This window comes from Candidatus Methylopumilus planktonicus, from assembly GCF_000981505.1.
Classification (GTDB): Bacteria; Pseudomonadota; Gammaproteobacteria; order Burkholderiales; family Methylophilaceae; genus Methylopumilus; species Methylopumilus planktonicus.
The window spans coordinates 1,202,279-1,214,855 of the sequence record NZ_LN827929.1; the positions used below are offsets into that span (position 1 = coordinate 1,202,279).

The 12,577-nt window shown below is 38.7% G+C and carries 17 protein-coding genes; 2 read left to right on the top strand and 15 right to left on the bottom strand.

What is annotated here, in order from left to right:
• Positions 1-98: 98 nt before the first annotated feature.
• The 14 genes from queC to BN1208_RS06370 form a co-directional block, all read right to left on the bottom strand.
• A complete protein-coding gene (gene queC, locus BN1208_RS06305; protein WP_156157805.1) occupies positions 99-770 on the bottom strand; it encodes a 7-cyano-7-deazaguanine synthase QueC in 672 nt (223 codons plus the stop codon).
• A complete protein-coding gene (gene queE / locus BN1208_RS06310) occupies positions 760-1,344 on the bottom strand; it encodes a 7-carboxy-7-deazaguanine synthase QueE (RefSeq protein WP_046489399.1) in 585 nt (194 codons plus the stop codon). Before queE ends, queC begins: the two co-directional genes overlap by 11 nt.
• 97 nt (positions 1,345-1,441) lie before the next feature.
• Positions 1,442-2,218, bottom strand: coding sequence for a tol-pal system protein YbgF (gene ybgF, locus BN1208_RS06315; protein ID WP_046488883.1), 777 nt, complete (start codon positions 2,216-2,218; stop codon positions 1,442-1,444).
• 14 nt (positions 2,219-2,232) lie between these two features.
• Positions 2,233-2,733: an OmpA family protein gene (locus BN1208_RS06320; protein ID WP_046488885.1), complete on the bottom strand. Its 501-nt coding sequence runs from the start codon at positions 2,731-2,733 to the stop codon at positions 2,233-2,235.
• A 25-nt stretch (positions 2,734-2,758) separates the two neighbouring features.
• Complete coding sequence (gene tolB / locus BN1208_RS06325; protein WP_046488887.1) at positions 2,759-4,054, bottom strand: Tol-Pal system beta propeller repeat protein TolB; 1,296 nt, start codon at positions 4,052-4,054, stop codon at positions 2,759-2,761.
• Positions 4,041-4,832: a TonB C-terminal domain-containing protein gene (locus BN1208_RS06330; protein ID WP_046488888.1), complete on the bottom strand. Its 792-nt coding sequence runs from the start codon at positions 4,830-4,832 to the stop codon at positions 4,041-4,043. The genes tolB and BN1208_RS06330 overlap by 14 nt, the downstream gene beginning before the upstream one ends.
• 8 nt (positions 4,833-4,840) lie before the next feature.
• Positions 4,841-5,227 (bottom strand): biopolymer transporter ExbD, encoded by a 387-nt coding sequence (locus tag BN1208_RS06335; protein ID WP_046488890.1) that lies wholly within the window; start codon positions 5,225-5,227, stop codon positions 4,841-4,843.
• A gap of 3 nt (positions 5,228-5,230) precedes the next feature.
• Positions 5,231-5,902 carry a protein TolQ gene (tolQ, locus tag BN1208_RS06340; RefSeq protein WP_046488892.1) on the bottom strand — a complete coding sequence of 224 codons (672 nt, stop codon included), beginning with the start codon at positions 5,900-5,902 and terminating at the stop codon, positions 5,231-5,233.
• A complete protein-coding gene (ybgC, locus tag BN1208_RS06345; protein ID WP_046488893.1) occupies positions 5,899-6,309 on the bottom strand; it encodes a tol-pal system-associated acyl-CoA thioesterase in 411 nt (136 codons plus the stop codon). The genes tolQ and ybgC overlap by 4 nt, the downstream gene beginning before the upstream one ends.
• Positions 6,297-7,334 carry a Holliday junction branch migration DNA helicase RuvB gene (gene ruvB, locus BN1208_RS06350; protein WP_046488894.1) on the bottom strand — a complete coding sequence of 346 codons (1,038 nt, stop codon included), beginning with the start codon at positions 7,332-7,334 and terminating at the stop codon, positions 6,297-6,299. The genes ybgC and ruvB overlap by 13 nt, the downstream gene beginning before the upstream one ends.
• 9 nt (positions 7,335-7,343) lie before the next feature.
• Complete coding sequence (gene ruvA / locus BN1208_RS06355; protein ID WP_046488895.1) at positions 7,344-7,925, bottom strand: Holliday junction branch migration protein RuvA; 582 nt, start codon at positions 7,923-7,925, stop codon at positions 7,344-7,346.
• Positions 7,922-8,470, bottom strand: coding sequence for a crossover junction endodeoxyribonuclease RuvC (gene ruvC / locus BN1208_RS06360; RefSeq protein ID WP_420885845.1), 549 nt, complete (start codon positions 8,468-8,470; stop codon positions 7,922-7,924). The genes ruvA and ruvC overlap by 4 nt, the downstream gene beginning before the upstream one ends.
• Positions 8,471-8,478: 8 nt before the next feature.
• Positions 8,479-9,204 (bottom strand): YebC/PmpR family DNA-binding transcriptional regulator, encoded by a 726-nt coding sequence (locus BN1208_RS06365; protein WP_046488896.1) that lies wholly within the window; start codon positions 9,202-9,204, stop codon positions 8,479-8,481.
• Between the two features lie 2 nt (positions 9,205-9,206).
• A complete protein-coding gene (locus BN1208_RS06370; protein WP_046488897.1) occupies positions 9,207-10,160 on the bottom strand; it encodes a DMT family transporter in 954 nt (317 codons plus the stop codon).
• Positions 10,161-10,235: 75 nt separating this feature from the next.
• On the opposite strand from BN1208_RS06370, the gene BN1208_RS06375 reads away from it, so the two are divergent.
• The gene (locus BN1208_RS06375; RefSeq protein ID WP_046488898.1) at positions 10,236-10,667 is read left to right on the top strand and encodes a CBS domain-containing protein; all 432 of its coding nucleotides are present in this window, start codon (positions 10,236-10,238) and stop codon (positions 10,665-10,667) included.
• A gap of 68 nt (positions 10,668-10,735) precedes the next feature.
• Positions 10,736-11,185, top strand: a complete 450-nt coding sequence (locus tag BN1208_RS06380; protein ID WP_046488899.1) for a hypothetical protein — start codon at positions 10,736-10,738, stop codon at positions 11,183-11,185.
• Between the two features lie 2 nt (positions 11,186-11,187).
• Here the strand turns inward: BN1208_RS06380 and ntrC are convergent, their stop codons facing one another.
• Entirely contained in the window at positions 11,188-12,576 is a 1,389-nt protein-coding gene (ntrC, locus tag BN1208_RS06385) for a nitrogen regulation protein NR(I) (RefSeq protein WP_046488900.1), read from the bottom strand.
• Between the last annotated feature and the right edge of the window lies 1 nt (position 12,577).

Consider the following 12,577-nt stretch of genomic DNA (forward strand, 5'->3'; position numbering starts at 1 on the left):
TAAAAATTTTCTTAAGAAAGGGGCGGATTTTACGCTATTTTTGGCATATTTGGCAAGCACAATCACTTTAAAGACAAGAATTTAAAGTCTCTTTTAGTCTATTGGTAAGAGGTGGGATCATCAACCCCAGCCGCTTTAAAGCCGTTTTGTCTTAAGCGACAAGAATCGCAGACGCCACATGCATAGCCATCTTGATCAGCCTGATAGCACGAAACAGTTAACCCGTAATCCACACCTAATTTCATGCCCTGAAGAATAATGGCTTCTTTGGATAGATGAATCAACGGGGTGTGAAGATGAATATTTTGGCCTTCTACACCCGATTTAGTCCCTAAATTAGCCATTTTCTGAAATTGTGCAATGTATTCCGGCCTGCAATCAGGGTAACCTGAATAATCGACGGCATTAACCCCTATAAAAATATCATGCGCACCAATGACCTCTGCCCAACCTAGCGCCAAGGTGAGCATTAAAGTATTCCGCGCAGGCACATAAGTAATCGGGATATGAGAAGTTAATTCAGTTGGCATTTTTAAATCAGGATTAGTAAGAGCAGAAGTGAGCATCCAACTTAAATCCATCTCCACCGTTTTATGATCTTTCACTTTAAACAGCAAAGCGATTTTTTTAGCAGCATCGAGTTCTGCAATATGGCGCTGGTGATAATTAACACTCAAGGCATAACATTCATAACCTTCGCTTTTCGCAATCGCTAAGGTAGTGGCTGAATCAAGGCCCCCTGATAAGAGAACTACGGCTTTAGACACCAGGTTTTTCTCCCCAGAGGAGTTTATGTAATTGAATTTGCATACGCACATGAAGCTGATCTTTTAAAATCCAATCTCCTAAATCAGTGACATCTAATTTTTGATAGACAGGGGAAAACAAAACGCTACATTTTTGAGTGAGTTTATATTGATCAAGTATTTTTTTAGCCCAGTCATAATCTTCACGACTACAAAGCACAAATTTAATTTCATCTTTTGAACTAATCATATCTAAATTTTCCCAATGATTTTTTTTCTCCTCACCTGACTCGGGCGTTTTGATATCTAAAATAATTTTAATGCGCGGATCAACTTCTTTAATAGAAAGCCCGCCGCCAGTTTCAATTGACACTTCGTAATTGCTATCAGCCAAGATTTTGAGAAGATGGATTACTTCTTTTTGTGCAAGCGGCTCGCCACCTGTCACTGTGACATAGTGCGTGTCATATTTTTTGATGGATGCCATGATGTCCTCGATATCCATCATAGATCCTCCTTGAAAAGCATAAGCCGTGTCGCAATAATGGCAACGCATCGGACAACCACTTAAGCGAATAAAAATCGTAGGCAATCCCATACGAGAAGATTCACCTTGCAGCGAATAAAAAATTTCAAAGATTTTAAGTTGTGTCACGTTAAGAATTTAAGGCTAAAGAAATTAAGATGTAAAAATTTTAGGGCTTGATACTCTCTAAAACTTTTAAGCGCTTTTGTGCATTTTGAATCACATCGCTCTTAGGATATTTTTTAATTAAATCCTTCAAGCTTTTTTTAGCTTCAGGGATAAGCGCTAATTGAATTTGTGCATTAGCTAAACCTAATAAAGCTTCTGGATTTTTTGAAAAATCAGGGTGCTGATCGAGTAATTTTTGATAGGTACCAATCGTTGCTTTGTAATTTTTTAAATTAAATTGCGCATTGGCTAAAGCATATTTAGCATCAGGCAATAATGCGCTATTAGGGAATTGTTTAATAAAATCAGTAAAGGCCTGGAAAGCTTCTTTATTTTTTAAGCCATCTAAAAGAACACTTGCTTGATCAAAAACCTCTTGATCTGAAGGTGCTTTTATCTCAGGCGTTGGAGGTGTTTCTGTAACCTTGTTAGTTGTTGCAGGCGAGTCTGCAGTTGATTTTTCTTCAATCTTTCGAAGTCTGCCATCCAAATCTTGATAAAGATCTTTTTGGCGTTGTTCAACCGTAGCATCCAAATGGCGTAAGGTTTCTATATCACCACGCAATTTGGAAACATCTTGTTTCATTAATTCGATTTGATTCAACATGTCATTGAGGCTGCCACTTTTTACGACAGCCTCAAGATTGACAATACGTGTTTCTAACTCTATTTCTTTTAATTGCATCTCTTGAAGTTTTTTTCTAGCATCCGTATCTTCAAAGAGTGCCGCATGTAAAGGTGTAACAAATAAACATGCTAAAAGAATAAGTTTTTTCATTAAAACTTAACTATTTACTCTTTTTCGTAAGAGATATCGACGCGACGATCTTTTCCATAACATGCGTCATCTTTACAATTTGTATCCGCACGCTCTTCACCGAAACTCACTGTTTCGATTTGTCCATCTTGCGCACCTAATACATTCATAGATTTCTTAACCGACACAGAACGTTTTTGTCCAAGTGAGACATTGTATTCACGTGAGCCTCGATCATCCGTATTGCCAGTTAAAGTCATTTTAGCTTTTGGATGTGACGCTACATATTTAGCATGCGCTGCTAAGAGGTCTTTATATTCAGCTTTAACGACATCTTTATCATAGTCAAAGTAGATGCTACGTTTAGACAAGATATTATTTGGATCACGTAAGCTTGCTAAATCGAGATCTTTTTCATCGCTTTCATCTTTCGATGCAGAAGGGCCAGCAGGTTTTGATACATCAACAATTGGTGTTGAGCTACAGCCTATCAAAAGTAATGAGAGTAATGATGCAAGTAATAGTGATTTTTTCATTTTCCAAATCTCCAGTGAAGTTAATTTATTTTACAAAAGGTGCCCATGCGGGCTCTCTAATATCATCGGCGTTAATATTAAATGATTGACGAACCACGCCATCAATCGATACGGTAGAAAGTTCGCCCGATCCGTTGATCTTATGTGCATATAGTATCACATGCCCATTCGGGGAAAACGTAGGCGCTTCATCAAAAGGACCATCGGTAATTTTCGTAATTTGTCCTGTTTGAAGATCGTGAAGCACCACTCTAAAGCGACCTTCATCTTGCGTTACATAAGAAAGTATTTTGGCATCGGGTGACACGTTAGGATTTAAATTTTGGTTCCCTTCAAACGACACACGCTGTGGCTCACCTCCACTTGATGAGACTTTGTAAATTTGTGGGCGACCCCCGCGATCGGATGTGAAATAAATCAATCGACCGTCAGGCGACCAGACGGGCTCCGTATCAATATGCGCACTCTGGATAAGGGGTTTTAAATTAGATCCATCAGCATCAATGAGATAAATTTGTGAGTTTGCGTTATACGTTAAAACAATCGCTAGACGTCTCCCGTCAGGCGACCATGAGGGTGAGCTATTATTACCTTTAAAATTAGCTAAGACCGTTCTTTGTCCTGTCACTAAAGACTGAATATAGATAATAGGTTTTTTCTTTTCAAAAGATACGTAGGCAATTTTTGTGGCATCTGGTGACCATCTCGCAGAGATAATAGGCTGAGGAGAGCCCACTATCGACTGTACATTAAATCCATCTGCATCGGCCACATTTATAGAGTAGCGGCCTTTATTTTTTGTGATGTAAGAAATTTTGGTACTGAAGACCCCTGGAATACCAGTTAATTTTTCATAAATGGTGTCAGAAATTTTATGAGCAATTGCACGGTATTGTGCGACTGGACCTGAGTATTCCATAGTGGTTAAAATCGTTTTTTTATTGGTGTCGACTAAAAACCAATTCACCTTCATACGGTTATTACTGATCGCCACCTGACCTAGGGTCATAACTTGTGCCTCAATAGCACTCATTTCTGAATAATTTATTTCGCTTAAAGCTGATGGCTTATTCACTAATCCATTCACTTCTAAAGGCCTAAAAAAACCTGAACGATAAAGATCCGCTGCAATGATTTGATGCATACGACTATTGGCTTTATCACTCACTATTTCTTTGTAAGGCATAACTGCAATATTGATTTGCTTGGTACCGCCTCCAGAAATCTCAATCGTTTCAGTTGCAAATGCATGAATAGATATCAAAAAAAGTAAGCATAGGGAAGTAAATGTTTTTAACATATGTACATTATATTTTTTCATTGGGTCTAAAGTTAAGTTTTAAATTTTTAAATTTCGAAAATAAATCGGTATCTGTTGGCACTGGCAATGGTTGTGATTGAAAAATAGCACGCTCTACCGATTCATCACATACCGGAATACCACTTGATTTTAACATTTTAGGGTTACCAATCAATTCTCCTGTAGGCATTAATCCAATTTCAAACTGAAGCTCCACAGGACTCGTGCCACATAACTGCTTATTCACATTCTGTTGAATTTTTCTTTGAATCAATAATTTATATTTATCTATTTCACCTAATTTAGCACCTCCTTGGGTAGGATTAGCATTTGATTGTTTCACGTCTTCATGACGATTTAATGAAGGCTTTGATTTGTCTTGTAATAATTCTTGTTGAAGTTTAGCCAATTGATCTTGCTTTAAAAGTTCTTCCTGAATTTTTTTCAAATCATCTTTCTTTTTTTGATCTTCTAATTTTTTACGATCCTCTTCTTCTTTTTTTTGTTTCAAGCTAATTTCGGCCTTATCACTAGTCAGTGATTTAATAATTTCTTCTACCTTAGATGGTTTAGGCTCAGGCTTTGGCGGTTCTGGCTCAATCTTCTTTTCAACAGGCGGTGTGTCAACTGCTTTAACACTTGCCGCAGGAATCGAATCCCATAATTCCACTTCAGCTACTTGGGGTAACTTTACTCTCCATTCAAAACTGACAATCATGATCACGATTAAAATAATATGCACACTCGCTGCATAGATCGCAGCTCTTGTTGCTATGATTTTTTCTTGAGGTCTAATCACGTCTAAAGTTATTTTTGTGGCTTAAGAAGTAAGCCCACTTTAGAAACGTTATTTTGTTTTAAGAGATCCATGACACTTATCACTTCATCGTATTTCACATTCTTGTCAGCCGCAATCACAAGCGCTCGATCAGGGGTTGTTTTAATTAAAGACTGCACATGGCTTAATAATCGATCGCGCGTATAACTCTCACCCTCAATCTCAATGGTGCTATTAAGTTTTATGGTAATCACGATAGGCGCTCCTGTTTGTTTTAAAGTTTCACCCACCTCAGGTAACTCCACGACACCAGGATTCGTCATGGGGGCTGTCACCATAAAAATAACAAGTAAAACTAAAGTCACATCAATGTAAGGCACCACATTGATCTGATTCATTAAGCGACGTTTACGCATCACTTATCCTTTTCTTTGTAAGATATTAACGAACTCTTCCATGAAGCTTTCATACCTCACCGATAAACGATCAACTGAAGTTGCAAAACGGTTATAGGCAATAACCGCTGGAATCGCTGCAAATAAACCAATGGCAGTTGCGATTAATGCCTCTGCAATGCCAGGAGCCACTTGAGTTAAAGTCGCTTGTGCCACATTGGCTAATCCTCTAAAGGCATTCATGATGCCCCATACTGTTCCAAATAAACCAATGTAAGGACTTACAGATCCCACTGATGCTAGAAAAGGTAGATGCGCATCTAAGAAATCAAGTTCACGATTGTAAGTGGCTCGCATGGCTCGCCGCACTCCTTCAATCACATCACTCATGTCACTTTTTGATGTTTTATGACGATTAAATTCTTTATAGCCTGCTTCAAAAATAGTCGCTAAGCCCTGGTTCTTGATGCGGCCACTATGAATGCTGTCATGAAGCTTATTAAGATCCCCACTTGTCCAGAATGTATTTTCAAATTCATCCACTGCAAGTTCTGCACTCTTTAATACAGAGACTTTAATAAAGATATACCACCAAGAAAAACCAGAAGCAGCTAATAAAATTACCATGACAAGCTGAACAGGAATGGTCGCCCCTGTAATTAAACTTAAAAAAGATAAATCATTCACTACATTCATAAAGACTCCATAATTTCTTTAACGGTGGATGGGATTCTGACAGGTTTAAATTTTTCACTATCAATACAAGCAATATCGACAGTTGCATCAATCAACATTTCATTTTCACGATAAATCATTTGTCTAAACTCAATTTTGCTAGAGCCTATATCTTTAAGCTCACTCTTGACGATTAAATCATCATTAAAACGTGCAGGAAGTTTGTATTGAATATTAATGCGATGGACCACAAACATAATATGGTCATGACATTTTAAATGATGTTGATCAATGCCAACACTTCTCAACCATTCCGTTCTCGCGCGCTCCATAAATTTTAAGTAGTTAGAGTGGTATACAACACCACCACTATCGGTGTCTTCGAAATAAATACGCACAGGTAACGAAAAAATTTTTAATCCTGCCATAAGGTATCAGTCGGCTCTTGTGAAGGTGGCTTCATACCAAAATGAAGATATGTCGCTTGTGTCACAACACGTCCTCGCGGAGTGCGCATGAGATAACCTTGTTGAATAAGATAGGGCTCTAATACATCTTCAATGGTTTCCCGCTCTTCACCAATCGCTGCAGCTAAATTATCAATACCCACGGGACCACCATTAAATTTTTCTAGAATCGCTTGGAGTAGTTTTCGGTCCATGACGTCTAGCCCTAATAAATCCACATCCAACATTTTGAGTGCGTCGTCTGCAATTGACGCGGTAATTTTTCCATTTGATTTTACTTGTGCGTAATCACGTACACGTCTTAATAAACGGTTTGCAATGCGAGGCGTGCCTCGTGAACGTTTTGCAATTTCTAATGAGCCTGAGGGATCAATATCAGCTTCTAAAAGACTGGATGATCGATCCACAATTTTTGCTAATTCGATTTCGCTATAAAATTCTAATCGGGAGACAATACCAAAACGATCACGGAGTGGATTGGTGAGCATACCTGCTCGTGTGGTAGCACCCACTAATGTAAAAGGTGGCAAATCAAGTCGCACTGATCTAGCCGATGGGCCCTCACCAATCATAATATCAAGACGGTAATCTTCCATGGCAGGGTATAAAATTTCTTCAATGACGGGTGATAAACGATGAATCTCATCAATAAATAAAACGTCATTAGGCTCTAGATTAGTAAGAAGTGCTGCGAGGTCACCTGCTTTTTCTAAAACAGGGCCTGATGTTTGGCGAAGATTGACACCCATCTCTTTTGCAATGATGTGAGCTAAAGTCGTTTTGCCTAAACCAGGTGGGCCAAAAAGTAATACATGGTCTAACGCTTCGTTTCTATTTTTAGCCGCCGAAATAAAAATCTCTAATTGGCTTCTGACTTTTTCTTGACCGACATATTCTTGAAGTTCTTTAGGGCGAAGTGCGCGCTCAATAGATTCCTCAACAGGCTCATTCACCGTACTTGCTACAAAACGATCAGATTCAATCATGCGTCTTCATTAGCCTTTAGATAAATATTTTAAAGCTTGTTTAATACCATCATTCACAGTGAGATTCATATCTAAACTTTTGACTGCATTTAAAGATTCGCGTTCATTGTAGCCTAATGCAATGAGCGCATTGAGAACATCTTGGCTGATCGATGTGATACCAGAACCCTTAATACTTAGCGCTGAATCAAGCGTGAATTTATCTTTAAGCTCTAGAAGCAATCGTTCGGCTGTTTTTTTGCCGATACCGGGTACACGGGTTAGGAGCCCTGCTTCTTGCAATGACACCGCTTGAATCAATTCATCAATCGATAAACCGCTTAAAATCGCGAGTGCGGACTTAGCTCCAATACCGTTTACTTTCAAAAGCTGTCGAAACATTAAACGTTCTTGGTTGGTACCAAAACCAAATAAAAGCTGTGCATCTTCACGAACGACAAAGTGCGTGAGTAATGTGACTTTATCTCCCACCTGAGGAAGTAAATAAAAAGTACTCATAGGGACTTCGCATTCATAGCCCACTCCATTGCAGTCAATTAAAGCCAAAGGTGGCGTTTTATCTAAAAGAATGCCGGAAATTCTTCCAATCATACAAGCCTACCTTTTTTCATACGGTAACTTAAAGCATCCATGCTTTGCAATTGGTTATAAGCATGCGCGTGACACATCGCACATGCAAGAGCATCTGCAGAATCGGCTTGCGGTAATTCGGGTAATTTTAAAAAACGTTTGACCATTTCTTGCACCTGCTCTTTTTTGGCATGTCCTGAACCTACCACTGATTTTTTAACTTGTAAGGCTGTATATTCATACACAGGTAATTTTTTGATCACAGCAGCGCTGATAGCAGCACCTCTTGCTTGACCTAATAAAAGAGTGGATTGCGGATTTACATTCACAAAGACTTTCTCAATAGCAACTTGTTTTGGCTCATATTGATCGATCACTTCAAAGAGTCCTTCTAAAATAATTTGAATGCGCTCAGACAAACTATCACGCGCTTCTACTTTAGCGCTGACAGTTTTTATTACGCCACTTCCAAGATAAAGAATCTTGTCACCACTTTTTTCCAAGACACCGAATCCAGTCATTCTTAAACCAGGATCAATACCAAGGATGATAATAGGATCACTCAATGATAAATTTAATCTTCAATCACTGCGGTGGTATAAACTTCCTGAACATCATCTAAGTCATCAAGCGTATCTAGAATTTTTTGCATTCTAATACCATCATCTCCACTCAAAGCATTTTCTAATTTAGGACGCATCGCGACTTCTGCTAATTCTATTTTTAAACCTGCATTTAAAAGCGCTTCTTTAATATGAATAAATTCTTGAGTGGGAGTGATCACTTCAATACTGCCATCTTCGTCATTGATGATATCTTCAGCACCTGCCTCTAAAGCCAGTTCCATCACTTTATTTTCATCTGTGCCGGGAGCAAAAAAGATGCGTCCACAATGCTTAAATAAAAAAGCGACGGATCCATCGGTGCCTAAATTGCCGCCATTTTTAGTGAGCGCATGTCTTACGTCAGCAACAGCTCTTTGTTTATTATCCGTTAAGCAATCAATAATAATGGCAGCCCCACCAATGCCGTAACCTTCGTATCTTACTTCCTCGTAACTCACGCCCTCCAATTCTCCCGTACCTTTTTTAATTGCACGCGTGATATTGTCTTGTGGCATATTTTCTTCTTTGGCGAGTGCCACAGCAGCTCTCAATCTGGGATTGAAGTTGACTTCTCCGCCACCGAGTCTTGCTGAAACCGTAATTTCTTTAATGATTTTTGTGAATACTTTTCCGCGCTTGGCGTCTTGGCGACCTTTGCGGTGTTGGATATTTGCCCATTTGGAATGTCCTGCCATGCTTAGCCCTTTCTATACTTTGATTTTATCATGGGTTCTTTTCTAAGCCACGGCTGGACAAGCTCTTCTTTGTGTTTTTTAATACGATCGTAAGAAATCATCAGAAGAGAGACTCCAATGAAAGACATACCCAATAACTCAAAAGATTTAATGACTTCATGAAGTTCTATCGATGATGCAATGACCGCTATAACAGGACAAACCGTTGTGGTCATGGTCGCTATGCCTGCGGATAAATGTCTTAATGCATAAAGCCATAATAGCCATGCAATCGCATTCCCAAAGACTGCGTTATAAATGAGCGCTCCTATAAAATAACTATCCCATTCAATCGAGACTGTATGTGTCATGAAAGCCAATGCCACAATAGGTATGGAGCCAAAAAGCATTTGCCATGCGGTTAAGGAAATCAAATCAAGATTAGGAGAACGAGCTTGAAGTTTTTTAGCTAAAATCACAGCCAACGCCCATGAAATGCCAGACACAATGGCTAATATCATGCTGAATACATCGGTGCCCAAATGAAGGGGATCCAAAATAAATAAAATGCCCATCAATGAAAAAAAAGCTGCGGGCCATTGCCATCCTCGCAATTTTTCCCCTAAAAGTGGCCAGGCCAAAAGCATGGTCCAAAAAGGCATGGTATAGGTAAGTACCGCTGTTTTACCAGCACCACCTTCAACCAAAGCCCATACTAAAAGCCCTGTAAAGCCAGCAGTTTGAAGAAGACCTAAAGCAATCAGACTTGGAATTTCTTTGATGCTAAAAGGTTTTTTTAAGATAAGCATCACAATGAATAAACAAAGTGCCCCTAAAATAGTGCGAAGAGCCGCAAAATCAAAAGGACCAGCAAAATGAAGGGCATTTTTCATAACGACCCAGTTATAACCCCAAATCAGACATAAGAGCATAAGGGCTAAAAAAGCCATCAGGCTTTGATTTTTTTTAAGAAGCATTTTTATACTTGTTTAATGTAGAGTCATTATTATAAAGTGTATATTTAGATTCTAAGATTTCAAAAAAGGTACCTTATGAAAACAGCTGCTCAACTTATTGCTGATAAAAAGCATAAAGAATTAATTACTATTGCCCCAAATCGTCCCGTGATTGATGCGCTCATTATCTTAGCCGAATATAAAATTGGCGCGCTCATTGTGATGGACAAAGACAAAATGGTCGGTATTTTTTCTGAGCGCGATTACGCGCGTGAAGTTGTTCTAAAAGGTAAGTCATCTAAAGTCACTTTAATTGAGGAAGTGATGACTAAAAATGTACTCGTGGGGCACGGTAAAGATACTTTTGAAAAAGCAATGTTGCTTATGACCGAAAAGCATATTCGTCACTTACCCATTATTGATGGCACCAAAGTCATTGGTATGTTGTCCTTAGGTGATGTGGCTAAAGAAATGATTGTGTATCAAAAAAACCTAATCAAGGAGCTAGAAGCTTACGTTAAGCAATAATTGCCTTTAAAAATTGGGTTCGTTTTGTAAAATGGCTATTTTACAAATTTTGAATTAAACTCAGTTCCATGAAAAAACTCCTATCTCTTTTAGCTTTTCTTCTCGTCACTGGCTGTGCCACTACTGATAATCTAGGCGACTTAAGTAAGCGCTTTGATGATATTAAAAAGATAGAAAGTTTATTTTTTAATCAAATGCCTCTTCCTAAAGATGCGCGCATCTCACCAGATAAATCTTTAATTTTAGGTGAGGGTGATAATTGGGCGGGTCGCATTGAATTGTCATCAAGTATGGAGTCTTTGGAGGCAAGTGCTTTTTTTGTGAAGGAATACCCAAAACATAATTGGCAGCTTATTTCATCAACTAAAGCTAGATTAAGTATTTTAGTATTTACGGGTAGCACACGAACACTCACCATAGAAATAACTGAAGGTGGTCCATTGGCAGCTAAATCTATGATTGTAATGACCGTTGCACCTAAGGTACAAAATCAAGCAACACCTGATTCAAAAAAATAAATTTATTTTTCGATATTTAATTCTTTGACTTTTCGGGTTAAGGTATTTCTTCCTAAGCCTAACATTTCTGCTGCCTCAATGCGTCTTCCTTTTGTGAACGAAAGCGCTTCTTCGATTAAAATCTTCTCAAATGTTTGATTGAGATCGGTCAAAATATCTTTTTGATTTTTATTTAAAGCTAATTGCACTTCTTGCTTTAATGCATCTTTCCAATTAGCTAATACTTCTTTATGCACATCATGATTTTTCAATTCAGGTGGCAAATCTTTAATGTCGATATTTTGACCTGGTGCCATGACGGTTAACCAATGACACACATTTTCAAGTTGGCGGACATTGCCACTCCAATGAAGGTGCGATAAATAACTTAAGGTATCTTCAGATAGAATTTTTGCTTCAACCCCTAATTGCTGTGCACTTTGTTGCAAGAAGTGGCGTGCTAAATCTGGAACGTCTTCTGCGCGCTCACGTAATGCTGGTAAACGTAAGCGAATGACATTAAGTCTATGAAACAAATCTTCACGAAAGAGTCCTGCTTTAACTCGTTCTTCCATATCTTGATGAGTCGCTGCAATCACACGTACATTAACTTTAATTGGATTATGCCCACCGACACGATAAAACTGACCATCACTTAAAACACGTAAAAGTCTTGTTTGAAGGTCCGCTGGCATATCACCAATCTCATCTAAAAAAAGTGTACCGCCATCCGCTTGTTCAAAACGGCCTTTGCGCAAAGCTTGCGCTCCTGTAAATGCACCGCGCTCATGGCCAAAAAGTTCAGACTCTAATAAATCTTTTGGAATAGCGGCTGTATTAATCGCGATAAAAGGTTTATCTGCACGAGGGGAATGCTTATGAAGTGCACTTGCAACCAACTCTTTACCACTACCTGATTCACCATTAATAAGAACCGTGGCGTGAGAACGGCTCAGTCGTCCGATCGCACGAAAAACTTCTTGCATCGATGGCGCATGTCCAATCATTTCGGTTGAGTTTTCAAATAAGACTTCTTGATTCGTTTGCTTTAAAGATTCATCAATCGCACGATGAATAATTTCAATCGCTTGATCGACATCAAAAGGTTTAGCTAAATACTCAAACGCTCCTCCTTGAAATGCGGCGACCGCACTTTCCAAATCAGAATAAGCTGTCATGATGATGACAGGAATATGTGCATACTTTTCTTTGATGACCTGAAGGAGTTCTAAACCGGAACCTTGTGGCATTCTAATATCACTCACAATCACTTGCGGCTCTTCATCTTTGATGGCGGCAAGTGCCTCCTTATTCGAACTAAATGTTTTAAAATTTAAATCAGTTCGTGCGAGTGCTTTTTCAAATACCCATCGAATGGATTTGTCATCATCGATAATCCAAATTGCTTTCATA